Source organism: Streptomyces sp. NRRL S-118, assembly GCF_000716335.1.
Lineage (GTDB): Bacteria > Actinomycetota > Actinomycetes > Streptomycetales > Streptomycetaceae > Streptomyces.
Window position 1 is genome coordinate 144,682 of the sequence record NZ_KL591017.1, and the last position, 22,698, is coordinate 167,379.

A 22,698-nucleotide genomic window follows, 5' to 3' on the forward strand; every position below is an offset into this window, starting at 1 on the left:
CAGGGTGCCGCCGGTCCGGGCCACGGTGCTCCGGGCCTTCCCGGGGTCTCCCGGGTGGATCGGCGGGTCGGGGTGACGGCGTCAGTCGTCCGACGCGGTCCGGGAGGCGCCGGCCTTGGAGGCCGTGGCCTTCTTCGCCGTCGTCGTCTTCTTCGCCGCGGTCTTCGCCGTCGTCTTCTTGGCGGCCGTCTTCTTGGCCGCCGTCTTCTTCGCCGTCGCGGTGGTCTTCTTCGCGGCGGCCTTCTTGGCCGGGGCCTTCTTGGCGGTCTTCTTCGCCGGTCCCTTGGCGCGCTTCTCCGCCAGCAGCTCGTAACCGCGCTCCGGCGTGATCGTCTCCACGCTGTCACCGGTTCGCAGGGTGGCGTTCGTCTCGCCGTCCGTGACGTACGGGCCGAAGCGGCCGTCCTTCACGACCACCGGGCGCTCGCTGACCGGGTCGGTGCCCAGTTCCTTGAGCGGCGGCTTGGCGGCGGCGCGCCCGCGCTGCTTGGGCTGGGCGTAGATCGCGAGGGCCTCGTCCAGCGTGATGGTGAAGAGCTGTTCCTCGTTCTCCAGGGAGCGCGAGTCCGTGCCCTTCTTCAGGTACGGACCGTAGCGGCCGTTCTGCGCCGTGATCTCGACGCCCTCCGGGTCGGTGCCGACCACGCGCGGCAGCGACATCAGCCGGAGCGCGTCCTCCAGGGTCACCGTGTCCAGGGACATGGACTTGAAGAGGGAGGCGGTACGCGGCTTGACCGCGTTCTTGCCGGTCTTGGGGGTGCCCTCGGGAAGGATCTCCGTGACGTACGGGCCGTAGCGGCCGTCCTTGGCGACGATCTGGTGGCCGGTCGCCGGGTCGGTGCCCAGCTCGAAGTCGCCGCTGGGCTTGGCCAGCAGTTCCTCGGCGAGCTCGACGGTCAGCTCGTCGGGTGCCAGGTCCTCCGGGACGTCCGCCCGCTGGTGGCCGTCCTGGTCCTTCTCGCCGCGCTCGACGTACGGGCCGTAGCGGCCGACGCGCAGCACGATGCCGCTGCCGACGGGGAAGGAGGAGATCTCCCGGGCGTCGATGGCACCCAGGTCGGTCACGAGCTCCTTGAGGCCGCCGAGGTGGTCGCCGTCACCGTTGCCCGCGTCGGCGGCGCCACCGGCTCCGGCGCCCTCGCCGAAGTAGAAACGCTTCAGCCACGGCACCGCCTGGGCCTCACCGCGCGCGATGCGGTCGAGGTCGTCCTCCATCTTCGCGGTGAAGTCGTAGTCGACGAGCCGGCCGAAGTGCTTCTCCAGCAGGTTGACGACGGCGAAGGAGAGGAAGGACGGCACGAGGGCCGTGCCCTTCTTGAAGACGTACCCGCGGTCGAGGATGGTCCCGAGGATGGACGCGTACGTCGACGGGCGGCCGATCTCCCGCTCTTCCAGCTCCTTGACCAGCGACGCCTCGGTGTAGCGGGCCGGCGGCTTGGTGGCGTGGCCGTCCGCGGTGATCTCCTCGGCGGTCAGCGCGTCACCCTCGGCGACCTGCGGCAGCCGGCGCTCGCGGTCGTCCAGCTCCGCGTTCGGGTCGTCGGCGCCTTCCACGTACGCCTTCATGAAGCCGTGGAAGGTGATCGTCTTGCCGGACGCGGAGAACTCGACGTCCCGGCCGTCGGCCGACCGGCCGCCGATCTTGACGGTGACGGAGTTCCCGACGGCGTCCTTCATCTGGGAGGCGACGGTCCGCTTCCAGATCAGCTCGTACAGCTTGAACTGGTCGCCGGTCAGTCCGGTCTCGGCGGGCGTACGGAAACGATCACCCGAGGGGCGGATCGCCTCGTGCGCCTCCTGCGCGTTCTTGACCTTCCCGGCGTACACGCGCGGCGCGGCGGGCAGGTAGTCGGCGCCGTACAGCTGGGTGACCTGGGCACGGGCCGCCGCGACGGCGGTGTCGGACAGGATCGTCGAGTCCGTACGCATGTAGGTGATGAAGCCGTTCTCGTACAGCTTCTGCGCGATCTGCATCGTCGCCTTCGCGCCGAAGCCGAGCTTGCGGCTGGCCTCCTGCTGGAGGGTGGTGGTGCGGAAGGGCGCGTACGGGGAGCGGCGGTACGGCTTGGACTCGACCGACCGGACGGCGAACGACGTGTCGGAGAGCGCGGCGGCCAGGGCGCGTGCGTTCGCCTCGTCCAGGTGCAGCACCTGGCCGGCGGCGGACTTCAGCTGCCCGTCCGGACCGAAGTCGCGGCCCTGGGCGACACGCCGGCCGTCGACCGCGGCGAGGCGGGCGGCGAGGGTGGAGGGGTCGGAGGCGTCACCGGTACGGCCGGTGGCGAAGGTGCCGGTCAGGTCCCAGTACTCGGCGGAGCGGAACGCGATGCGCTCCCGCTCCCGCTCGACGACGAGGCGGGTGGCGACGGACTGGACGCGCCCGGCCGACAGCCGGGGCATGACCTTCTTCCACAGGACCGGCGAGACCTCGTAGCCGTAGAGGCGGTCGAGGATGCGGCGGGTCTCCTGGGCGTCGACCATCCGCTTGTTCAGCTCGCGCGGATTGGCGACGGCCGCCTGGATCGCGTCCTTGGTGATCTCGTGGAAGACCATCCGGTGGACGGGGACCTTGGGCTTGAGGACCTCCAGCAGGTGCCAGGCGATGGCCTCGCCCTCGCGGTCCTCATCGGTGGCGAGGAAGAGCTCGTCCGACTCGGCCAGCTGCTCCTTGAGCTTCCTGACCTGTGCCTTCTTGTCGGCGTTGACGACGTAGATGGGCTGGAAGTCGTGCTCGACGTCCACGCCCAGGCGGCGCACCTCGCCGGTGTACTTCTCGGGCACCTCGGCGGCGCCGTTGGGGAGGTCGCGGATGTGCCCGACGCTCGCCTCGACGACGTAGCCGGGGCCGAGGTAGCCCTTGATCGTCTTCGCCTTGGCAGGCGACTCGACGATGACGAGTCGGCGGCCGCCTCGTGCGGTCTCGCTGGTCGGGGACAACTTGGCTCTTCTCTCCGGTCGACGCTCGGTGGCATGTGCGGCGTGGTGCGGCGCACCGCGTGCACTGCTCACGCACTGCTCGCTCTGCTCGCTCACAGCTGTGACGCTGCTGTCGCTGCGGAGTGTGACGGTACAACCCGCCCCCGTGTCAAACGGCAAAAGACCGCAACGGCCACTCGAACGGTAACCCGAGTCACGGCATTCCTGCCGCCCGGACTCCCCTCTCTTCGCGGAGCCTGTCATTCCGTCCGCGGCCCCGCCATGATCGACCGGTGATCGTTCCGGGCCGGGTGGCACCCGGGGCCGTAGCGCCGCGGCAGGTGCCGGGCGGGCGCCCGCGAGGCATCAGATCCGCCCGAAGCACCACACCCCGAGGATCACGAACGCCGCACCGAGCGAGGCCGCGAATGTGAGCCCCGCCACCGGGCTGACGCCGTACGCGACCGGAGCCCGATGCAGTGCGCGAGCCCCGGTCCATACCAGCAGCGCCGCTCCGAACAGCGTGAATGCCGTGCCGGCGAAGATGGCCGGTCCGCTCTCCATGCCCGTACCCCGTTCCGTCCGTGGTGCCTGCTTCCCGCGAAGGCGACGTTGACACCTCCGGACGTCAGGAGCGCGAATGACGGGTGAACGGCACGCTGCGGCACACCGGGCTTCACCCGGGTGGCGCCCCGGCGGGGGCGACGGGCTCCACCGCCCGGGCGGGCGGGCGGCGTGGCGGGTACGCCCGGCGGATGTGCCGACCGTCACGGCGCGGGGCAGGACGCGGGGCACGGCCCGCCGATCTTGGCCGGATTCCCACCGTCACCGGCCGCTCACTCCTGGCTGCCACCGACCCGTCCCGGCCCGGCGGCCCGCCACCGGGGCATCGCCCGACGTGTCGCACACCACGCACGCGGCCCGGGACGTCACCGGGCGAGCGTGTCGGGACGTCACCGGGCGAGCGTGTCGGCCGGGTCCAGGAAGCCCTCCTCCACGAGCAGCCGGATCGCCTGCGGCGTACGGTCCCGCAGCAGCACGGGGTCCTCCCCCATCAGCTGGGCGATGGCGTCCAGGATCCGGCCCGCGGTGAGCGTGCCGTCGCACACGCCGGCGAAGCCCGCGCCGACCGCGTCCACCTTGGTGGCGCGCCGCATGCCGCGGTTCTGACGGAGCACCACGTGCTCCGGGTCCTCGGCACCCGGCAGGCCGACCTGCTCCTGCGTCACCTCAGGCGCCAGGACGAAGTGGTCGCCGAGCAGCGCCGCGTCGTCGCGCGAGCGCAGGTAGTCCTGGCGCGCGAAGTGCGCCCGTACGGTCTCGCCGAGGGGCTGCTCGACCGGATGCGGCCACTCCTCGACGACGATCGACGGATCCTCGGCACCGGACTTGCGCAGCGTGATCCAGCCGAAGCCGACGGCCCTGGTCCCGCGCGCCTCGAACTCGTCCAGCCACGCCGCGTACCGCTCCTCGTACGCCTCCCTGCCCGCGCGGTGATCACCCGCGTCCCGCAGCCAGAGCTCGGCGTACTGCGTGATGTCCTGCACCTCGCGCTGCACGATCCAGGCGTCGCAGCCGCGCGGCACCCAGGAGCGCAGCCGGTCCTGCCACTCCTCCCCCTCGACGTGCTGCCAGTTGGCGAGGAACTGCGCGTATCCCCCGTCGTTCAGCCGGTCCCCGGCCTGCTGGACGAGCGTGCGGCACAGGTCGTCCCCGCCCATGCCGCCGTCCCGGTAGGTCAGCCGGGCGCGGGGCGAGATCACGAACGGCGGGTTCGACACGATCAGGTCGTACGTCTCGGACTCCACCGGCGCGAAGAGCGAGCCCGCGCGCAGATCGGCCTCGGGCGCGCCGGACAGGGCGAGGGTGAGCCGGGTGAAGCCCAGCGCCCGGGGGTTCAGGTCGGTGGCGGTCACGCGCGTGGCGTGCTGGGTGGCGTGCAGCGCCTGGATGCCCGAGCCGGTTCCGAGGTCCAGCACGGAGGCGACGGGCGTGCGGACGGTGATCCCGGCGAGGGTGGTGGAGGCGCCGCCGACCCCGAGGACCACGCCTTCGTCGTGGCCGCTCGCCCCGCCGGCCCCGCCCACCGCGCAACCGAGGTCCGAGACGATGAACCAGTCCTGGCCCTCCGGGCCGCCGTACGGGCGGATGTCCACGGCGGCGCGGACCTCGCCGCCCTCCTGGCGCACCCAGCCGTCGGCGAGTGCCTCCTCCAGCGGCAGTGCGGCGCGGGCCCGCGCGGACGGCACGGAGCGCTGGAGCAGGAACAGCCGTACGAGGGTGTCGAGCGGATCGTCCCCGCGGGTGGCGCGCAGGGCGGGCACGGTCTCGCTGCGGGCGAGCGCGGCGTAGGCGGCCGCGCCGAGGCGCTCCAGCAGCCCGTCGGCGGTGAAGTCGGCCGCGAGCAGGGCGTCGCGGAGGCGGGCGGCGCGGTCGGGCGCCGGAAGGCTGGCGAGGAGGCTGGTCGTACTCACCTGTTCATTGTGACCGCCACCACCGACAACCGCCGATCGGCCCGGCTCCCTCCTCATGGTGGGGGAACCGGGCCCTCGGGCCGTGACGCGGAAGGCGCTACGAGGAGCGCTTGCTCGGCGAGGCGGAGGCCGGAGCCGAGGCGGAGGCGCCGGCGGACGCCGCGGCAGAGGCGGAAGCGGCGGCCGAAGGCGAGCCCGCCGGACCGGGCTTGGCCGGCGGGGCGGTCGGCGGCACGCTCGCCGTGGCCTTCTGGCAGCCGGGCTGCTTGGCCATCGCCTGGCCCAACTGGCCTGCCTGCAGCTTGGCGAGCGCGTCCTGGTCCATCTTCTCGATCTTCTTCAGGCCGTCCGCGACCCCCGACAGACCGTCCGCGAACTTCTGCTGGTTCTTCGGGTCGAGCGCGTCGACCTGCTTCTTCAGACCCTCGTACGCCGCGGCGGTGGCGTTCAGCTCCTTGACCGCGTCCTGCTGCAGCTTGTCGCCGTTCTCGACGGGCGGCACGCCGGCGTCCTGGACCGCCTTGGCGAGCGCCTTGTCGGCGTCGGCGATGTCCTGGAACGCCTTCGAGTCCGCCGCCTGGATGTCGGCGGGCTTGCCGTCGGCCGCGGTCGAGATGATGGCCTGCTGGGCGTTGGCCCTCTTCTGAATCTGAGGCTGCGCCTGGTCGCAGACGTTCTTGGCCCAGGCGTCGACCTTGCTGTCCTCGTCGTCACCGCAGCCCGACAGTACGAGCATCAGTACCGCACCGCCGGACAGTGCGGCTGCAAGCTTCTTGTTCACCGGATTGGTCCCTTTCCAAGGCTCTCGGCCCCGGAACATACACGCCAAGTGGGCGACATTCGCGTGTCGTGTGACCGTTTCATCCGCTTTCATAGCCGTTTGCACCAAGGGAGAGACACCTCACCACAGCGCGCCGACGGGCGGACGGAACGTCAACTCGTTCCACCCGCCCGTCACCTGATCAGGCGCTATACCGCGGACGCCCCGCTGGTCACTCGTTCGGGTGAGTTGTTTTCGTCACCCATGGACACGGTGCGCCGCTTGGAGACGTACACCGCCACGACGATGACCACGATCGCGAGGACCGACACCCCCGCCCGTACGCCTGCGCTGGCGTCGTCGCCGTAGCTGAACTGCACGACGGCGGGCGCGATGAGCAGCGCCACCAGGTTCATGACCTTCAGCAGCGGGTTGATCGCCGGTCCGGCGGTGTCCTTGAAGGGGTCGCCGACGGTGTCGCCGATGACGGTCGCGGCGTGCGCCTCGCTCCCCTTGCCGCCGTGGTGCCCGTCCTCGACGAGTTTCTTGGCGTTGTCCCAGGCGCCGCCGGAGTTGGCGAGGAAGACGGCCATCAGGGTGCCGGTGCCGATGGCGCCCGCGAGGTACGCGCCGAGGGCTCCGACACCGAGGGTGAAGCCGACGGCGATCGGGGCCATGACCGCGAGGAGGCCAGGGGTGGCCAGCTCGCGCAGCGCGTCCTTGGTGCAGATGTCGACGACGCGGCCGTACTCGGGCTTCTCCGAGTAGTCCATGATCCCGGGGTGCTCGCGGAACTGCCGGCGCACCTCGTACACGACCGAGCCGGCCGACCGCGACACCGCGTTGATCGCCAGCCCGGAGAAGAGGAAGACGACCGCGGCGCCGAGGATCAGCCCGACCAGGTTGTTCGGCTGGGAGATGTCCATGACCAGGTTGCGCTCGGTGGCCCGGGCGCCCACGTCGGCGACGGCCGTGGCGATGGCGTCGCGGTACGACCCGAAGAGCGCGGCCGCCGCCAGGACGGCGGTGGCGATCGCGATGCCCTTGGTGATCGCCTTGGTGGTGTTGCCGACGGCGTCGAGGTCGGTGAGGACCTGGGCGCCGGCACCCTTGACGTCGCCGGACATCTCGGCGATGCCCTGCGCGTTGTCGGAGACCGGGCCGAAGGTGTCCATGGCGACGATCACGCCGACGGTGGTGAGCAGACCGGTACCGGCCAGCGCCACCGCGAAGAGCGCGAGGGTGATCGACGCGCCGCCGAGCAGGAACGCCCCGTACACCGACAGGCCGATCAGCAGCGCGGTGTAGACGGCCGACTCCAGACCGACGGAGATGCCGGCGAGGACGACCGTGGCGGGTCCGGTGAGCGACGACTTGCCGATGTCCCGGACCGGGCGGCGGCTGGTCTCGGTGAAGTACCCGGTCAGCTGCTGGATCAGCGCGGCGAGCACGATGCCGATGGCGACCGCCACGAGCGCGAAGACCCGCGGATCGCCGCCGTGGTTCGTGATCGCGGACTCGGTCACGCCCTCCAGAGCGGCGAAGGAGGACGGGAGGTAGACGAAGACCGCCACGGCGACGAGCACGAGGGAGGTCACCGCGGAGATGAAGAACCCGCGGTTGATGGCGGTCATGCCGCTGCGGTCGGCGCGCCGCGGGGCGACCGCGAAGATGCCGATCATCGCGGTGACCACGCCGATCGCCGGCACGATCAGGGGGAACGCCAGACCGAGGTCGCCGAAGGCGGCCTTGCCGAGGATCAGCGCGGCGACGAGCGTCACGGCGTACGACTCGAAGAGGTCGGCCGCCATGCCGGCGCAGTCGCCGACGTTGTCGCCGACGTTGTCGGCGATCGTGGCGGCGTTGCGCGGGTCGTCCTCCGGGATGCCCTTCTCGACCTTGCCCACGAGGTCGGCGCCGACGTCGGCCGCCTTGGTGAAGATGCCACCGCCGACACGCATGAACATGGCGATGAGCGCGGCGCCGAGGCCGAAGCCCTCCAGCACCTTGGGGGCGTCGGCGGCGTAGACGAGGACCACGCAGGAGGCGCCGAGCAGGCCGAGGCCCACCGTGAACATGCCGACGACACCACCCGTGCGGAAAGCGATCTTCATGCCCCGCTGCGAGACGGTCCTCAGGTCCTTTTCCGGCTGGCCCTCCTCGGGAGTCGCCTCCCGAGCGGCCGCCGCCACCCGCACATTCGCGCGTACGGCGAGCCGCATGCCGACGTATCCGGTCACCGCCGAGAAAAGCGCGCCGACCAGGAAGAACAGGGAGCGTCCCGCCCGCTGCGACCAGTTGTCCGCCGGCAGCAGCATCAGCAGGAAGAAGACGACGACGGCGAAGACCGCGAGGGTCCGCAACTGCCGTGCCAAATAGGCATTCGCGCCTTCCTGCACGGCGGCCGCGATCTGCTTCATGGCGGATGTGCCCTCACCGGCGGCCAGGACCTGGCGCACCAGCAGCTGTGCCACGACCAGGGCCGCCAGGGCCACGGCCGCGATGACGATCACGATCACGCGGTTGCCGTCGGTCAGCACCGCGGCCGCGAGAGAAGTGGGGTGCCCGGACAGTTGAGTTTCGAAGAGCCCCGCCATTCGTCCTCCTTGACGTCAGAAGAGCTCAAGATGTGGACGGATTGTAGGGAGCGGAACCCGATCAAAACAGGGCGCCGAAGAACAGAATTGACCTTCTTTGGCCGGTCGGCAATAGGTCGGTTTCAGAAATACACCCGAAAGCAGTAATGCCTTTGATCCATTGACCGGTGATCGACGATCTTTTCCGGGTACGGACGCCGATCACGGAAATGGAAAAAGACCCTGCTCAGCGGCGCTGAGAGGGCCTTTCGGAATCGCCTAGGAGGAGCCGGCGCCGGGCGTCAGGGCAGGACGGTCGCCGGCGTGGTGGGCCAGCTCATCCGGATGACGCCGCCGTGCTCACCGGCGGACACCTCGACGTCGTCGACGAGCCCGCTGATGACGGCGAGGCCCATCTCGTCCTCGCCCTCCACGTCGTCGAAGTCCTCGGCCGGCGGGGTGTGGTCCCCGGTCACCGGGACCCCGGCGGCACCGGCCGCCGCGACCACGGCACCCGGCACCTCGTCGCCCACCTCGATGGAGAAGGACTTGTCCTCCTCGGTCAGGACGACGTGGATCGGGGAGGACACGTCGTTGCTGCGGTGCAGTCCCACCGCACGGGAGCACGCCTCGCCGACGGCGAGCCTGACCTCGTCCAGCACGGCTTCGTCGACCCCCGCCCTGCGCGCCACGGCGGCCGCCACCAGGCGGGCTGTCCTGACGTGCTCGGGCTGGGCGCTGAAGCGGAGTTCAACGGTGGCCATGCGATCCCCCTCGGACATGAGAGCGTGCGTCCCAGAGGACCGGGCTGGACGCCCGGACCTCTGCCATACCCTCCGGAAAACCTCCCGGAGAGCCTCGGTGGAAGCCTCTGCGGACTGCGGAAGCCCTCACCGAAAGCCGGCCGGAAGCCTCTCGGCGGCCTCAGTCGGTCGCGTTGACGGCTTCCTCGACCGTGGTGTGGATGGGGAACACCTTGGTCAGACCGGTGATCCGGAAAATCTTGAGAATGCGCTCCTGGTTGCAGACCAGGCGCAGCGAGCCCTCGTGCGCGCGCACGCGCTTGAGGCCGCCCACGAGCACGCCGAGGCCGGTCGAGTCGAGGAAGTCCACACCCTCCATGTCGACAACCAGGTGGTAGCTGCCGTCATTCACCAACTCGACCAACTGCTCGCGCAGCTTGGGCGCGGTATACACATCAATCTCGCCACCGACCTCGACGACCGTACGGTCGCCACCAGGGCCGGACACATTGCGAGTCGACAGGGACAGGTCCACGGATCCTCCAGCACCTTGCTATCGAGCGGTCGCCCCCTCGGGTCTCCCCAGCGGAGCCGGGGGACGGATCGCCAGCCGCGATGGCATTCAATCACTTACCAGCAGCCATGCACGACGCCTTGGGAGCATTGTCGGTCACGCCGGTGACACACTCGGTGCCGATGGCCACGAATCACCGCCCCAGTCGCCCTCCCGGGAACGGGGACTCCCGCCCCACCCCGGGTACGGTCCTCGACCGGCTCACCACGGGGGCGAACCGGGCTGCGCGCATCACTCATACGGAGCACCTGCCCCCTCGGGCGGGTCGGCATGCCCTCTGGCCCGATCGCATCCGGCCCGAAGTGATCAAGGCCATTCAGGCGGTCGGAATCGACCATCCGTGGGCCCACCAGGCGGCCGCCGCCGAGCGCGCCCTCGACGGCGAGTCGGTCGTGATCGCCACCGGAACCGCGTCCGGCAAGTCACTGGCGTACCTGGCGCCCGTCCTGTCCACGCTGCTCGACGGGTCCGAGGCGCCCAACGGCCGGGGGGTCACGGCCCTCTACCTGGCCCCCACGAAGGCCCTCGCCGCCGATCAGCGCCGCTCGGTGAGGGAGCTGGCGGCTCCCCTGGGCACCCGGATCCGGCCCGCTGTGTACGACGGCGACACGCCCGTCGAGGAACGCGAATGGGTCCGCCAGTACGCCAACTACGTGCTGACCAACCCCGACATGCTCCACCGGGGCATACTCCCCTCCCACCCCCGCTGGGCCTCCTTCCTGCGCGCCCTGCGCTACGTCGTCATCGACGAGTGCCACACCTACCGGGGTGTCTTCGGCTCCCACGTAGCCCAGGTGCTGCGCAGGCTGCGCCGTCTGTGCGCCCGCTACGGCTCCTCCCCCGTCTTCCTCCTCGCCTCCGCCACCGCCGCCCGCCCGGCCGTGGCGGCCGGCCGCCTCACCGGTCTGCCGGTCTCCGAGGTCGCCGACGACGCCTCCCCGCGCGGCGAGCTGGTCTTCGCCCTGTGGGAGCCGCCGCTGACCGAGCTGCACGGCGAACAGGGCGCTCCGGTACGGCGGACCGCCACCGCCGAGACCGCCGACCTCCTGACCGACCTGACCGTCCAGGGCATCCGGTCGGTCGCCTTCGTCCGCTCCCGGCGCGGCGCCGAGTTGATCTCGGTCATCGCCAAGGAGCGCCTCGCGGAGGTCGACCGCTCGCTGCCCCAGCGGGTCGCCGCATACCGGGGCGGTTACCTGCCCGAGGAGCGCCGGGCCCTGGAACGCGCCCTGCACTCCGGAGAGCTGCTGGGCCTCGCCGCGACCAGCGCCCTGGAGCTGGGCATCGACGTCTCGGGGCTGGACGCCGTCGTGATCGCCGGCTACCCCGGCACCCGGGCGTCGCTGTGGCAGCAGGCGGGCCGCGCCGGACGCTCCGGGCAGGGCGCGCTCGCCGTCCTCGTCGCGCGGGACGACCCCCTGGACACGTACCTCGTCCACCACCCCGAGGCCCTCTTCCGCCAGCCGGTCGAATCGACCGTCCTCGACCCGGACAACCCCTACGTCCTCGCCCCCCATCTGTGCGCGGCGGCGGCGGAGCTCCCGCTCACCGAGTCCGACGTGGCGCTGTTCGGCCCCGCCGTCCCGGAGCTGCTGCCGCAGCTGGAATCGGCGGGCCTGCTGCGGCGGCGCGCGTCCGGTTGGTACTGGACCCGCCGCGAACGTGCCGCCGACCTCACCGACATCCGGGGGGAGGGCGGCAGTCCCGTCCGGATCGTCGAGGCGGGGACCGGCCGGCTGCTCGGCACGGTCGACGAGTCGGCCGCGCACACCGCCGTCCACGAGGGCGCCGTCCACCTCCATATGGGCCGGACCTATCTCGTCCGGGAGCTGGACCTGGAGGACTCGGTCGCGCTCGTCGAGGAGGCCAGCCCGCCGTACTCCACCACCGCCCGCGACACCACCTCCATCTCCGTCCTGGAAACCGACACCGAGATCCCGTGGGGTGACGGCCGCCTCTGCTACGGCTCCGTCGAGGTCACCAACCAGGTCGTCTCCTTTCTGCGCCGCCGCCTGATCACCGGGGAGGTGCTCGGCGAGACGAAGCTGGACCTGCCGCCGCGGACCCTGCGCACCCGCGCCGTGTGGTGGACGGTCACCGAGGACCAGCTGGACGCAGCCCGGGTGAACCCCGAGCAGCTGGGCGGCGCCCTGCACGCCGCCGAGCACGCGTCCATCGGCCTCCTCCCGCTCTTCGCCACCTGCGACCGCTGGGACATCGGTGGCGTGTCCGTGCCGCTCCACCCGGACACGCTGCTCCCGACGGTCTTCGTGTACGACGGCCACCCGGGTGGCGCGGGGTTCGCCGAGCGGGCCTTCCACACCGCCCGCGAATGGCTCACGGCGACCCGCGAGGCGATCGCGTCGTGCGAGTGCGAGGCGGGGTGCCCGTCCTGCATCCAGTCGCCCAAGTGCGGCAACGGCAACGACCCGCTGCACAAGCGCGGTGCCGTCCGCCTCCTCACGGAACTGTTGCGGGGAGCCCCGGAAGCGCCCCCGGAGGACCCGCCCGCGCCCTGACCTGCGGCGCGTAGGGCCCGAACCGCGCCCGCGCGGTCACGTCCGCGATCTCACCCCGCACGCTGCACCGCACCAGTTCGGCCTGCTGCGCCGTCGCGACCGTCCCCGCCGCCTCGCAGGCGTCGGCCGCGCCCCACAAGGCCCGGTCGGCCGCCGCGAGGGCGGCCAGGTCCGCCGCACCGCCGGCCCGGTGCCGGGCGGCCACGGCCTGGCCCAGGGCGAGCACCGCCGCGAAGACCGTGCACAGCACGCTCGCGGCCACGGCCACCCATACGGTCGCCCCGCCCCGGTCCACCGTGCGCCCTGGCCGCCTCACGTGCCCGCCTCCGCCGCCGACGGCCACCGCACGGGTGCCCCGGCCCCGGGCGGCACGCCCACCGTGTCCTCGGCGAGTGCCGCCGCCTGGGCCCGCAGGGTCACGCCGAGCGCGCCCGGGCCCGGCGCCGGCGCCTCCACGCGGACGCGCCACAACTCCCCGTCCCGCGCCACCGACACCCGCGACCCGGCCGGGGCGGCCGCGCGGGCCGCCGCGACGGCCGCCTCCCGGGGCTCCGAGCGGGCCACCGCCCGCGCCCCGGCCCGCGCCGCGTCCACGCACTGGATCTGCGCGGCGGCCGCCACGAGACCCCAGACCAGCGCCATGGTGAAGACCACCAGCGCGGGCAGCGCCACCGCGGCCTCCGCGGTCACCGAGCCGCGGTCGGCACGGCTCCGGGCGCACGTCTCAGAACCCCGCATCGAGCGCCCTCCCGATCACCGACTCCAGCCGGGCCGACACGGCACCACTCGTCACGATCTTGTACAGCACCGCCGCGAAGGCACAGGCGGCGAGCGTGCCCATCGCGTACTCGGACGTGGTCATCCCCCCGTCGCCGCGCAGTCGCGCGACCGCTGCCCTCAACCGGTTCCACATGACAGTCCCCCTTCGACATTCGTCGGTTCTTCCTGATGACAGGTCACAGAAGCGCTGGTCACAGCTGTTCCGCTCCAGAAGCCCTGGCCTCTCTTTGCCGCCGCCCTCGTCCAGGCGGCCCTGGCCCCTCGCCCCGCCGCCCTCGTCCAGCAGCCCTGGTCACAGCAGTTCGCTCGCCAGGCCCACGACCACCGGCGCCACTCCGACCGCGAGGAACGCGGGGAGGAAGCAGAGCCCCACCGGCGCGGTGATCAGCACCTGTGCCCTCTGCGCCCGGGCTGCCGCCGACCGCACCTGTTCCGCCCGCAGGGCGGCGGCCTGCCGGGACACCGCGTCGGCGGCCGGGGCTCCCGAAGCGGCCGCCCGCTCCAGGCAGCGGGCCAGCCCCCGGGCGCCCGGTATCGCGCCGAAGGCACCCCATGCGGCGGCCGGTTCACCGCCCAGCCGCAGTTCGGCACCCGCGCGGGCCAGCCGCTCGCCGACCGGGCCGCCCAGACACTCCCCCACCGCCTCCGCCGCCTCGCGCGGCCCCGCTCCTGCCGACAGACAGGCCGCCAGCAGGTCCGCGGCGAGCGGCAGTCCCCGCGCCACCTCCCCGTCGCCGACGGGCGGCCGGGGGCGCCGCTGCCACAGCCGTACGCCACAGGCGCAGGCCAGCGCGGTCGCGGCACCCGGATACCCACCGACCAGGACGAACGCCATGACCGCCGCGGCGCACGGGGCCGACCACCTCTTCGGTCCCGCCCCGCGGACCAGCCGCACCGGCCGGTCGGGCGAGGCGGCCCGCGACCAGGGCCACGCCCGGCGGGACGGGCCGCGGGGCGCCGCCGACAACGCCGCCAGCCGTCCCCGGACGCGCCGCTCACGGCGCAGCGCCGCCGCCGACGCGACAGCCCACACCGCGCACGTGGCGAGGAAAGCGGCCATCGTCAGCCGGTGCGTCACCTCGGCGCTCACGGCTCCTCCCCGGCGCGTACGATCCGGCCGGCCCACCACAGACCCACCGCCTCCAGGAGCCCGCCCACGACGAGGCACGCCATGCCCACGGGGGTGTGCAGCAGAACGCGCAGGGGGTCGGCGCCCAGCGCCCAGCCCATCGCCAGGGCCACCACGGGGAGCAGCGCCAGCAGCCCCACCGTTGCCCAGGCACCGGTCAGCTGGGCCCGCAGCCGCTCACGCTGGTCGCGCCGCTCCCTCAGGGCGGCCTCCAGCCGGTCGAGCCCCGCCGCGAGTCCCGCGCCGCCGTCGGCCGCCACCTGCCAGCAGGCCGCCACGCCGGCCAGCCCGTCCCCGCCCTCCTGGCGCGCCGCCCGCCGCAACGCCTCCGGTACGTCACCGCCGAAGCGCGCCGCGGCCAGCACGGCGGCCTCCTCCCCGCCCAGCGCGCCCGTGGGCCCGGCCGCGAAGCGCAGTGCCTGCCCGGGCTGGCTCCCGGCGCGCAGCTCGCCCGCCACCGTCGTGCACAGCGCGATCACCGCCTCCGCACGCCGGTCGCGGGCCCGTCCCCGTTCCCTCGCGAGCAGCCGTCGTCTCACCAGCGGCACCGCCGCACCGCCCGCCAGCAGCGGCAGGAAGGACTGGCCCAGCACCGCCACGGCGGCTCCCACGAGGAGGCACAGCCACTCCTGGCCGAGCCGTACCGCCGGCCACCGGCGCCGCCAGGGCCACGGCGCCCCCGGGCTCACCGCACTGCCGCCCGCGAACATCAGCCGCGCCCGCCGCGGGCCCCGGCCGCCGCCCGCCAGCAGCCAAGCGGCCGCACCCGCGCAGAGCGCCGCCGCCATCACCCAGGTCGCGTACATCCCTGCCGCCGTCCCCGGCGTGTACACCGACGCGTACACCGGCTGTTCCGTCGTCACCGCGCACCCCCGATCAGCGACCGCAGCCGCTCCCAGCCCCGCTCGTACAGGAATCCGTCCGTGCCCCACCGCAGGGCGGGCGCGGTCATCACCAGCCCCTGCCGGTCCCGCTCCAGCACGTGCACCTCGGCGATCCGGCGCTGCCCGCCCCGGTCACGGGCCAGGTGCACCACCACCGACAGCCCTGCCGCCAACTGGCTGTGAAGCGCCGCCCGGTCGAGCCCGGCGGCCGTGCCGAGCGCCTCCAGACGGGCCGGCACATCGGCGGCGGTGTTGGCGTGCACCGTGCCGCACCCGCCTTCGTGGCCGGTGTTCAGGGCGGCCAGCAGCTCGGTCACCTCGGCGCCGCGCACCTCTCCCACCACCAGCCGGTCGGGCCGCATCCGCAGCGCCTGCCGCACGAGGTCGCGCAGTGTCACCCGGCCGGCCCCCTCCTGGTTGGGGGGCCGGGCCTCCAGGCGCACCACATGGGGGTGGTCGGGCCGCAGCTCGGCGGAGTCCTCGGCCAGCACGATCCGCTCGCGCTCGCCCACCAGGCCGAGCAGCGTGGAGAGCAGCGTCGTCTTGCCGGACCCGGTCCCGCCGCTGACCAGGTACGAGACCCGGGCCTCGACGAGCGCCCGCAGCACCCGGTCACCGCCCGGCGGCACCGTCCCCGCGGCGACCAGTTCCCCGACGGAGAAGGCCCGGGGGCGTACGACGCGCAGCGACAGGCATGTCGAGCCGACGGCCACCGGCGGCAGCACCGCGTGCATCCGCGTCCCGTCCGGCAGCCGCGCGTCGACCCAGGGCCGGGCGTCGTCGAGGCGCCGGCCGGCCACCGCCGCGAGCCGCTGGGCCAGTCGGCGCACCGCCGCCGCGTCGGGGAACACCACGTCCGTCGGTTCCAGTCCGGCACCCCGGTCCACCCACACCTTGTCCGGAGCCGACACCAGTACGTCGGTCACCGCGGGGTCGGCGAGCAGCGGCTCCAGCAGGCCCGTGCCCACCAGTTCGCACCGCAGCTCCGCGGCGGCACCCAGCACCTCCGCATCGCCCAGGAGCCGGCCCTGTGCCCGCAGGGCCGCGGCGACCCCGGCCGGAGTCGGTTCGGTGCCGCTTTCGGCGAGCCGCTGCCGTACGGCTTCCAGCAGCCCCGCCGTCATGACGCGCCCTCCCCGGTGAGGACGCGGTCCCAGAACGCGGCGCAGAACCTGCCGAGGGGGCTGCGCGTGCTGTCGCCCGGCGGCACGCCCGCGTCCAGGTCGATCATCAGGCCCGGTTCCAGCGGCATCTCTCCGGCGAGCGGCAGCTCCAGCACATCGGCGACCCACTGCTCGTCCACCCCCGCGGCGTACGGCCCGCGCGCCACGACCCGCAGATCGCGCAGGATCATCGTCGCCATCGACGCGACCCGTCTGGCGCCCGCGACGGCACGCAGTTCGCCCGGCACGACGAGCAGGCCGACGTCCAGCTGTGCCAGCGCCTCCGCGGTGGACTCGTCGATCCGGCGCGGCAGGTCGACGACGACCACACCGCCGCGTCTGCGGGCGGCCGCCAGGACCGAGCGCATCGCTTCGGGCGGGATGGTCACGGTGTCGCCCCGGTCCCAGCTGAGCACCCGCAGGCCGTGCAGCGAGGGCAGGGACTCCTCCAGCGCCCCGCCGGCGACGCGGCCCTTGGAAGCGGCGAAATCCGGCCACCGCAGGCCCTCCGTCCGCTCGCCGCCGAGCAGTACGTCGAGCCCGCCGCCCAGCGGGTCACCGTCCACGAGCATCGTGCGCCGCCCGTAGCGAGCCGCCGTGACGGCGAGCGCGCAGGCCAGCGTCGAGGCTCCGGCGCCGCCCCTGCCACCGACCACCCCGACGGTCAGGGCCTGGCGCTCCACACCCTCGACGACGTCCGCGATCCGGTCGACGAGCCAGCTCTCCGCGTCGGGCAGCCGCAGCACGCAGTCGGCGCCGATCTCCACCGCGTGCCGCCATACGGCGGGATCGTCCTGGTCACGGCCGACCAGCAGGACCCCGGGTCTGCGGGTGGCGCCGCGGCACCGCACGGCCGCGTCGTCCCCCACCAGGACCAGCGGCGCGGCGTCCCAGCTCGCCCGGCGCTCCGGCATGCGGTGGTGGACCTCGGGATGCGCACCGGCCGCGGCGCACAGCCGCAGCAGGTCGTCGAGGAGTTCCGCGTCCTCCGTCACGATGAGGGGTCCGGTGCGCCGCTCCCCGGTCTCCCCGCCCCGGTCGGACGTGTGCGATCCAGCCATGACTCTCCCCCTGATTCCTGTCTTCGCCCCGCAGTTCCCGCGGGCGGGTCCGCATGCGCACGCACGGCTCTCCCGTGCGCGCTTTCGCCGGGCGTTCGCCGGGTGTTCGCGGACTCTCCCCACGACCCCCGCGTCACCTTCGACGGTGTTCGCACGGGATGAGAGATCTGCGATTCCGGCGTGCCGTGGACTTCGCGACCGGAATCACGGTGCACGACTTCCGGAAATGAAGTGGATCTTGGTGGAAAACTGTGGACAACCCGCCGCTTGTGAATATCGCGGTAGCCCGAACCGGCGACTTCCGGAGCGCAGCACATCCACTACGCTGAGTGATGAACACCTCGCGTCACAGGTCGGCGCGAGCAAGGCGCCAAGGAGGGCGGATTGATCGGATCCGGCTGTCAGCAGCGGGCGAAAACGCGCCCGGACATGCGACGACCCCCGCCGGGGGGGAGAGCGGGGGTCGTCTCTCCGGCCGACTCGGGGGGGGAGGAGTCGGACCGGGTTAGCACGGTCGCGAACGATCCGTGACTTCCATGGTGTACCCGAGAGCCCTCTCAGGCAAACCCACACGCCCCAGCGTACGCCGAATGGCGGGCACCTATGCTCAGGCTCGTGGAAAACCACTCCTTGCCGCGCACAGCAGCCTTCTTTGACCTGGACAAGACGGTCATTGCGAAGTCATCGACGCTGACCTTCAGCAAGTCCTTCTACCAAGGCGGCCTGATCAACCGCCGCGCCGTCCTGCGGACTGCGTACATCCAGTTCGTGTTCCTCGCGGGAGGCGCCGATCACGACCAGATGGAGCGGATGCGCGCGTACCTCTCCGCGCTCTGCAAGGGCTGGAACGTCCAGCAGGTCAAGGAACTGGTCGCCGAGACCCTGCACGACCTGATCGACCCGATCATCTACGACGAGGCCGCGTCGCTCATCGAGGAGCACCACGCCGCCGGCCGGGACGTGGTGATCGTCTCCACGTCGGGCGCCGAGGTGGTCGAGCCGATCGGGGAGCTCCTCGGCGCGGACCGGGTCGTGGCGACGCGGATGGTCGTCGGCGACGACGGGTGCTTCACGGGGGAGGTGGAGTACTACGCGTACGGGCCGACCAAGGCGGAGGCGGTCCGGGCGCTGGCCGAGTCGGAGGGCTACGACCTGTCGCGCTGCTACGCGTACAGCGACTCCTTCACCGATGTGCCGATGCTGGAGGCCGTCGGGCACGCCTATGCGGTGAACCCGGACCGGGCCCTGCGCCGCGAGGCGCTGGCCCGCGGTTGGCCGGTTCTGGTCTTCACCCGTCCGGTGCGGCTCAAGCAGCGCCTGCCCGCGTTCCGGATGCCGCCCCGCCCGGCGCTGGTGGCGGCGGCCGCAGTGGGTGCGGCGGCGGCCACGGCCGGGCTCGTCTGGTACGCCAACAGGCGCCGCCAGTCCGCGTAGGTCCGCGTCGGGCCGGCCGGTCGGGCCCGGAGGCCACCGGCACCCGGTTGGCCCCATTTGATCCGAAAAGCAAATAAGTGGAGCGAGGGCTTTCGCATCACCGCGGACGGGAGTACAAAGGAGTTGACGGCCCGCGAGACCGAGGACATCCGAAAGGATTACTTGTTGAGCAAGAAGGCCCCACGGACCGAACAGCACAGAAGCTGAGCACCCACGCGACGTCGACCCGTCGATTACGGGCCAGCCGCACCAGGCGTCGGGCAAAGAACCCCGCCTGATGGGCACATATCGAGGACGCATGGTAACTCGGCGGATGTGCCAGCGGCGGTACCGCTCAGCGGTACCGCCGCAACCCTGTTCAGCCCCCGGAGCTCCGCGTCACGCGGCGCCGCGCTGCAGCGCCTCGCACACCGCCGTCGACTCCCGGACGCCGAGTTCCACCGCGCGGCCGCAGTGAGCGATCCACGCCGCCATGCCCTCCGGCGTACCGGACAGATAGCCGTCGAACGCCGTCACGTACGCCTCCGGCCCCAGCTCGGCGTGCCCGACCTCCGCGGGACAGACCGCCTTCGGGTCCAGTCCGCTGCCGATCAGCACGATGCGCTCGGCCGTGCGCGCCACCAGGCCGCTGTACGTGGTGAAGGGGCGCAGCGCCAGCAGTTCGCCGTGCACGACCGCGGCCGTGACGAGCGCCGGGGCGGACGTACCGGCCACGATCAGCTCCGACAGACCCTCCAGCCGCCCCGCCACCTCACCGGCGTCCGGTAGCGGCGCCCGGATGAGGGGCTCGTCGACACCCTCGCCGTCCTGGCGGGGCCTGCCCACCGCGTCCGCCGGACCCGCCGCGGCCCCCCCGGCACGCACCTCGCCCGGATCGCCCGCGGCCACCAGGTGCAACCGGGCCAGCACGCGCAGCGGCGACTGCCGCCAGATGGACAGCAGCTGGCCGGCCTCCGCGCCGAGGCGGAGGGCCGCTCCGACCGTCCGGGCCTCCGGGTCACCGCCGAAGTCGGTGCGCCGGCGCACCTCCTCGAGCGCCCAGTCGGCACCCGAGAGGGCCGCCGAACCACGTGCGCCGCGCAGCGCGGCCTCGGAGGTGATCTCGTTGCTGCGGCGGCGCATCACACGGTGTCCGTAGACCCGATCGACGGCCTTGCGTACGGACTCCACGGCATCGGGCACGCCCGGCAGCGCACCGAGGGCGGCCAGCGGGTCAGAGGCACTCGTACTCATAAGTAGCGAGGCTACGCGTCCGGCACCGCCGCCCCACGACGGAGTGGCGTTCCTCATACCTGTTGACGACATGCCGCCATGGAGACATTACGCACCGCTACGCTAGCTGAACATGAAGATCGCTTTCGTCGGGAAGGGCGGCAGCGGCAAGACCACGCTGTCCTCGCTCTTCATCCGCCATCTCGCCGCCACCGGCGCTCCCGTCATCGCCGTGGACGCCGACATCAACCAGCACCTGGGAGCCGCGCTCGGCCTGGACGAGGCGCAGTCGGCCGCGCTCCCCGCCATGGGGGCGCACCTGCCCCTGATCAAGGAGTACCTGCGGGGGAGCAACCCCCGGATCGCGTCCGCCGAGACGATGATCAAGACGACCCCGCCCGGTGAGGGCTCGCGCCTGCTGCGGGTCCGGGAGGACAACCCCGTCTACGAGGCGTGTGCCCGGCCCGTGCGGCTGGACGACGGGGAGATCAGACTGATGGCGACCGGGCCCTTCACCGAGACGGACCTCGGGGTGGCCTGCTACCACTCGAAGGTGGGGGCGGTGGAACTGTGCCTCAACCACCTGGTCGACGGCCCGGACGAGTACGTCGTCGTCGACATGACGGCCGGCTCGGACTCGTTCGCCTCCGGCATGTTCACCCGCTTCGACATGACCTTCCTGGTGGCCGAGCCGACACGCAAGGGCGTGTCCGTCTACCGCCAGTACAAGGAGTACGCCCGGGACTTCGGAGTCGCGCTCCGCGTCGTCGGCAACAAGGTGCAGGGCGAGGACGACGTGGCCTTCCTGCGGGAGGAGGCCGGGGACGACCTGCTGGTGACGGTCGGCCACTCCGACTGGGTGCGGGCCATGGAGAAGGGCCGCCCGGCGGCGTTCGCCCTGCTGGAGGAGAACAACCGGGCGGCGCTGCGGAGCCTGCGACGCGCGGTGGACGAGTCCTACCGGCGCCGCGACTGGGAGCGTTACACGCGGCAGATGGTGCACTTCCATCTGAAGAACGCCGAGAGCTGGGGGAACGCGAAGACGGGTGCCGACCTGGCGGCCCAGGTCGACCCCGCCTTCGTGCTCCGCGAGGGGCTCAGCGCCGCACAGCCTGCTTGACCGGTGAGGCCGAGGGCCGGGCCGGCTCGGCCGCGAGGAACTGAGCCCAGCCGGCCTGCGGGGCCTGACCCACCTTCAGGGTCCGCAGCTTCGCCAGCACGGCGGGGTCCTGGGCGTCCAGCCAGTCCGCGAGCTGCCGGAAGGACACGCAGCGCACCTCCTTCTTGACGCAGACGTGCGCGATGGTCTCCTCGACGGCACGCATGTACGTGCCGCCGTTCCAGGACTCGAAGTGGTTGCCGATGATCAGCGGGGCCCGGTTGCCGTTGTACGCGCGGTCGAAGGCCTGCACCATGCCGTCGCGGAACTGGTTCCCCCAGTAGGCGTGCATGGAGGAAGCGCCCTTGGCGGTGCCCGACTGGTTGACCATGAAGTTGTAGTCCATCGACAACGTCTCGAACTGTCGTCCGGGGACGGGGATCATCTGCAAACCCAGGTTCCACAGCCCCTGTTCCTTCTCGGGCCAGATCTGGTCGTTGACCCCGCTGGTGTCGTAGCGCCAGCCCAGTTCGCTCGCGGCACGCACGAAGTTGTCGCGACCCTCCAGGCAGGGGGTGCGGGCGCCGATGAGCTCCTTGTCGTAGTCGAAGGGCAGGGGCTGCTCCCCCTTCAGGCCGGCATTGGTCTTCCAGTTCTTGACGAAGGCCTTGGCCTGGGCGATCTCGCTCTTCCAGTCCTCGACCGACCAGGTGCCCACGCCGGTCTCCGGCCCGCAGAAGTGGCCGTTGAAGTGGGTGCCGACCTCGTTGCCCTCCTGCCAGGCGCCGCGCAGTTCGCGCACGGTGTCGCGGATGCCTTCGCGGTCGTTGAAGCCGATGTCCGACCGGCCCGGGGCGTGTCCGGGCGGGTCGTAGAGGTCGGCCTTGTCCTCCGGCAGCAGGTAGACGCCGCTGAGGAAGTACGTCATCGTCGCGCCGTACTTCTTGCCCACCTTGCGGAAGTGGGAGAAGAGCTTCTGGCTGTCCTCGCCGGCGCCGTCCCAGGAGAAGACGACGAACTGCGGTGGCCGCTCGCCCGGCTTCAGGCGCTGCGGCTTCAGCAGGCCCGGCTGGGCACCGGTGAAGGCGGTGGAGCCGTCGCCGATGAGGCGGACGGCGTTCTGGGGGCCTGCGACCTTCTTGGGGCCGCTCGCCCCGGGGGTACGGGCGTCCTCGCCGGAACCGCATCCGGTCAACCCCGCGACCATAGCCGCCGCGGTCGCGGCCGCGGCCACGGTCGCGCCGACGGTGAACCTTCTGGTGACGGCCATTCTTCCGCCCGCCCTTCTCTGCTTCCGGGGGTGTGCTGCGAGCGCCGTCAACCTCGCACCACGGGCGTGAAGAGGAATATATGACAAGCCGTACTAGAACGATG

General features: G+C 72.3%; 19 protein-coding genes. 3 read left to right on the forward strand and 16 right to left on the reverse strand.

Annotation, left to right across the window (positions count from 1 at the left end):
• Window positions 1–81: 81 nt before the first annotated feature.
• From topA to IH00_RS0125745, 7 genes are all read right to left on the reverse strand, one after another.
• Window positions 82–2,937 carry a type I DNA topoisomerase gene (topA, locus tag IH00_RS0125715; RefSeq protein WP_031077547.1) on the reverse strand — a complete coding sequence of 952 codons (2,856 nt, stop codon included), beginning with the start codon at window positions 2,935–2,937 and terminating at the stop codon, window positions 82–84.
• Window positions 2,938–3,282: 345 nt separating this feature from the next.
• Window positions 3,283–3,480, reverse strand: coding sequence for a hypothetical protein (locus IH00_RS0125720; RefSeq protein ID WP_031077548.1), 198 nt, complete (start codon window positions 3,478–3,480; stop codon window positions 3,283–3,285).
• A gap of 389 nt (window positions 3,481–3,869) precedes the next feature.
• Window positions 3,870–5,390: a DUF7059 domain-containing protein gene (locus IH00_RS0125725; RefSeq protein ID WP_031077549.1), complete on the reverse strand. Its 1,521-nt coding sequence runs from the start codon at window positions 5,388–5,390 to the stop codon at window positions 3,870–3,872.
• 97 nt (window positions 5,391–5,487) lie between these two features.
• Window positions 5,488–6,171: a hypothetical protein gene (locus IH00_RS0125730; RefSeq protein WP_031077550.1), complete on the reverse strand. Its 684-nt coding sequence runs from the start codon at window positions 6,169–6,171 to the stop codon at window positions 5,488–5,490.
• 188 nt (window positions 6,172–6,359) lie between these two features.
• Window positions 6,360–8,747, reverse strand: a complete 2,388-nt coding sequence (locus IH00_RS0125735) for a sodium-translocating pyrophosphatase (RefSeq protein WP_031077552.1) — start codon at window positions 8,745–8,747, stop codon at window positions 6,360–6,362.
• Window positions 8,748–9,028: 281 nt separating this feature from the next.
• Window positions 9,029–9,490: an ATP-binding protein gene (locus tag IH00_RS0125740; protein WP_031077554.1), complete on the reverse strand. Its 462-nt coding sequence runs from the start codon at window positions 9,488–9,490 to the stop codon at window positions 9,029–9,031.
• A 160-nt stretch (window positions 9,491–9,650) separates the two neighbouring features.
• On the reverse strand, window positions 9,651–10,004 hold the full coding sequence (locus IH00_RS0125745) for an STAS domain-containing protein (protein ID WP_031077556.1): 354 nt from the start codon (window positions 10,002–10,004) through the stop codon (window positions 9,651–9,653).
• An 80-nt stretch (window positions 10,005–10,084) separates the two neighbouring features.
• Between IH00_RS0125745 and IH00_RS0125750 the strand changes: the two genes are divergently transcribed.
• The gene (locus IH00_RS0125750) at window positions 10,085–12,562 is read left to right on the forward strand and encodes a DEAD/DEAH box helicase (protein ID WP_078887957.1); all 2,478 of its coding nucleotides are present in this window, start codon (window positions 10,085–10,087) and stop codon (window positions 12,560–12,562) included.
• Here the strand turns inward: IH00_RS0125750 and IH00_RS0125755 are convergent.
• The 7 genes from IH00_RS0125755 to ssd form a co-directional block, all read right to left on the reverse strand.
• On the reverse strand, window positions 12,504–12,878 hold the full coding sequence (locus tag IH00_RS0125755; RefSeq protein WP_052411642.1) for an Rv3654c family TadE-like protein: 375 nt from the start codon (window positions 12,876–12,878) through the stop codon (window positions 12,504–12,506). The two genes, IH00_RS0125750 and IH00_RS0125755, sit on opposite strands and share 59 nt — an antisense overlap.
• Window positions 12,875–13,300, reverse strand: a complete 426-nt coding sequence (locus IH00_RS0125760; protein ID WP_052411629.1) for a TadE family type IV pilus minor pilin — start codon at window positions 13,298–13,300, stop codon at window positions 12,875–12,877. Before IH00_RS0125760 ends, IH00_RS0125755 begins: the two co-directional genes overlap by 4 nt.
• Window positions 13,287–13,475: a DUF4244 domain-containing protein gene (locus IH00_RS0125765; RefSeq protein ID WP_031077564.1), complete on the reverse strand. Its 189-nt coding sequence runs from the start codon at window positions 13,473–13,475 to the stop codon at window positions 13,287–13,289. Before IH00_RS0125765 ends, IH00_RS0125760 begins: the two co-directional genes overlap by 14 nt.
• A 159-nt stretch (window positions 13,476–13,634) precedes the next feature.
• Complete coding sequence (locus IH00_RS0125770; RefSeq protein WP_031077566.1) at window positions 13,635–14,432, reverse strand: type II secretion system F family protein; 798 nt, start codon at window positions 14,430–14,432, stop codon at window positions 13,635–13,637.
• Entirely contained in the window at window positions 14,429–15,277 is an 849-nt protein-coding gene (locus IH00_RS0125775; protein ID WP_031077568.1) for a type II secretion system F family protein, read from the reverse strand. Before IH00_RS0125775 ends, IH00_RS0125770 begins: the two co-directional genes overlap by 4 nt.
• Before the next feature lie 53 nt (window positions 15,278–15,330).
• Window positions 15,331–16,479: a TadA family conjugal transfer-associated ATPase gene (locus tag IH00_RS0125780; protein WP_031077570.1), complete on the reverse strand. Its 1,149-nt coding sequence runs from the start codon at window positions 16,477–16,479 to the stop codon at window positions 15,331–15,333.
• Window positions 16,476–17,579, reverse strand: a complete 1,104-nt coding sequence (ssd, locus tag IH00_RS0125785) for a septum site-determining protein Ssd (RefSeq protein ID WP_031077572.1) — start codon at window positions 17,577–17,579, stop codon at window positions 16,476–16,478. Before ssd ends, IH00_RS0125780 begins: the two co-directional genes overlap by 4 nt.
• A 603-nt stretch (window positions 17,580–18,182) precedes the next feature.
• Between ssd and IH00_RS0125790 the strand changes: the two genes are divergently transcribed.
• Entirely contained in the window at window positions 18,183–19,013 is an 831-nt protein-coding gene (locus IH00_RS0125790) for an HAD family hydrolase (RefSeq protein ID WP_031077574.1), read from the forward strand.
• A gap of 378 nt (window positions 19,014–19,391) precedes the next feature.
• On the opposite strand, the gene IH00_RS0125795 is transcribed toward IH00_RS0125790, so the two are convergent.
• Complete coding sequence (locus IH00_RS0125795; RefSeq protein ID WP_031077576.1) at window positions 19,392–20,246, reverse strand: Fic family protein; 855 nt, start codon at window positions 20,244–20,246, stop codon at window positions 19,392–19,394.
• Between the two features lie 112 nt (window positions 20,247–20,358).
• Between IH00_RS0125795 and IH00_RS0125800 the strand changes: the two genes are divergently transcribed.
• Window positions 20,359–21,345: an ATP-binding protein gene (locus IH00_RS0125800; RefSeq protein WP_031077579.1), complete on the forward strand. Its 987-nt coding sequence runs from the start codon at window positions 20,359–20,361 to the stop codon at window positions 21,343–21,345.
• Here the strand turns inward: IH00_RS0125800 and IH00_RS0125805 are convergent.
• Window positions 21,323–22,594, reverse strand: a complete 1,272-nt coding sequence (locus tag IH00_RS0125805; RefSeq protein ID WP_031077581.1) for a polysaccharide deacetylase family protein — start codon at window positions 22,592–22,594, stop codon at window positions 21,323–21,325. The two genes, IH00_RS0125800 and IH00_RS0125805, sit on opposite strands and share 23 nt — an antisense overlap.
• Window positions 22,595–22,698 lie beyond the last annotated feature (104 nt).

Coding starts and splice junctions, on each gene's coding strand:
- IH00_RS0125720 (WP_031077548.1), bottom strand. CDS start 3,480: ATGGAGAGCGGACCGGCCATCTTCGCCGGCACGGCATTCACGCTGTTC.
- IH00_RS0125735 (WP_031077552.1), bottom strand. CDS start 8,747: ATGGCGGGGCTCTTCGAAACTCAACTGTCCGGGCACCCCACTTCTCTC.
- IH00_RS0125740 (WP_031077554.1), bottom strand. CDS start 9,490: ATGGCCACCGTTGAACTCCGCTTCAGCGCCCAGCCCGAGCACGTCAGG.
- IH00_RS0125750 (WP_078887957.1), top strand. CDS start 10,085: ATGGCATTCAATCACTTACCAGCAGCCATGCACGACGCCTTGGGAGCA.
- IH00_RS0125760 (WP_052411629.1), bottom strand. CDS start 13,300: ATGCGGGGTTCTGAGACGTGCGCCCGGAGCCGTGCCGACCGCGGCTCG.
- IH00_RS0125765 (WP_031077564.1), bottom strand. CDS start 13,475: ATGTGGAACCGGTTGAGGGCAGCGGTCGCGCGACTGCGCGGCGACGGG.
- IH00_RS0125775 (WP_031077568.1), bottom strand. CDS start 15,277: ATGTACGCGACCTGGGTGATGGCGGCGGCGCTCTGCGCGGGTGCGGCC.
- IH00_RS0125780 (WP_031077570.1), bottom strand. CDS start 16,479: ATGACGGCGGGGCTGCTGGAAGCCGTACGGCAGCGGCTCGCCGAAAGC.
- ssd (WP_031077572.1), bottom strand. CDS start 17,579: ATGGCTGGATCGCACACGTCCGACCGGGGCGGGGAGACCGGGGAGCGG.
- IH00_RS0125790 (WP_031077574.1), top strand. CDS start 18,183: ATGCTCAGGCTCGTGGAAAACCACTCCTTGCCGCGCACAGCAGCCTTC.
- IH00_RS0125795 (WP_031077576.1), bottom strand. CDS start 20,246: ATGAGTACGAGTGCCTCTGACCCGCTGGCCGCCCTCGGTGCGCTGCCG.
- IH00_RS0125800 (WP_031077579.1), top strand. CDS start 20,359: ATGAAGATCGCTTTCGTCGGGAAGGGCGGCAGCGGCAAGACCACGCTG.
- IH00_RS0125805 (WP_031077581.1), bottom strand. CDS start 22,594: ATGGCCGTCACCAGAAGGTTCACCGTCGGCGCGACCGTGGCCGCGGCC.